We start from the raw sequence: 1,000 nt of genomic DNA on the forward strand, positions 1-1,000 counted from the left end.
TATTAGCAAAAAATATAATATTGCCTGATCACATACCAAAAGAATTTAATGATAGGTCTACCTTATGGAATAAAGTAGAAATGGCAGAAAAAAATTCTAATGCACAACTAGCAAGACAATTCATAATAGGACTACCAAAAGAGTTATCTTTAAGTGAAAATAAAAAACTAGTCGAAAGGTATATAAAAGAAAATCTAACATCACAAGGAATGATAGTAGATTATGCAATTCATGATGAGAGTCAAGATAAAAATGGAAATATTCATTGTCATATAATGACCATAATGCGACCCATAAACGAAAAAGGAGAGTTCTTAGCAAAGTCAAAAAAAGAATATATCCTAGATGAAAAAGGAGAAAAGATTTTAAACAAAAATGGAAAACCTAAAACAAGAAAAGTAGAACTAACAACTTGGAACGATAAAGGCAATGTAGAAAAATGGAGAGAAAACTTTTCAGACCTTTGTAATGAATATCTGGCAAAAAACAAAATAGAAAAAAGAGTAGACCATAGGAGTTTTAAAAGACAAAATTCAGATTATCTACCGACAATCCATTTAGGATCAGCAGCAAGTGCAATGGAACGAAAGGGAATAGAAACTGACAAGGGAAACTATAATAGAGAAATAAGAAAATATAACGAACTTGTAAAGACAATAAAAGAAGAGATAAAAACATTAAAGGATTGGATAGGGAATTTATTAGATAACTTATCTACTGCTTATGAAAAATTTAAGGATATAGAAAGAGATAAGGTAATAGACAACCCTAAACTTTTCAATCTAACAAATTATCTATTAACTTATTCAGAAATTCAAAAAGAAAAAAGTAAATATCTAAAAGGATATGCAAAAACCAATAAAGAAAAATATGACTTCAAAAAGCTAACGAGTGCATATAGCTATTTAAGAAAAAACAACATAGAAACCATAGGTCAGTTACAAACAAAAATAGAAACTTTAAAGTCTAATAGTTACAAAATAAATAAAAAAGCAAAGAC

1 protein-coding gene is annotated in these 1,000 nt (G+C 27.8%); it reads left to right on the top strand.

What is annotated here, in order from left to right; translation table 11 throughout:
• Positions 1–1,000 (top strand): MobA/MobL family protein (locus HMPREF0072_RS10265; RefSeq protein WP_004830347.1); only part of this gene is annotated, 1,000 nt, incomplete at both ends.

This window comes from Anaerococcus lactolyticus ATCC 51172 (genome assembly GCF_000156575.1).
Classification (GTDB): Bacteria; Bacillota; Clostridia; order Tissierellales; family Peptoniphilaceae; genus Anaerococcus; species Anaerococcus lactolyticus.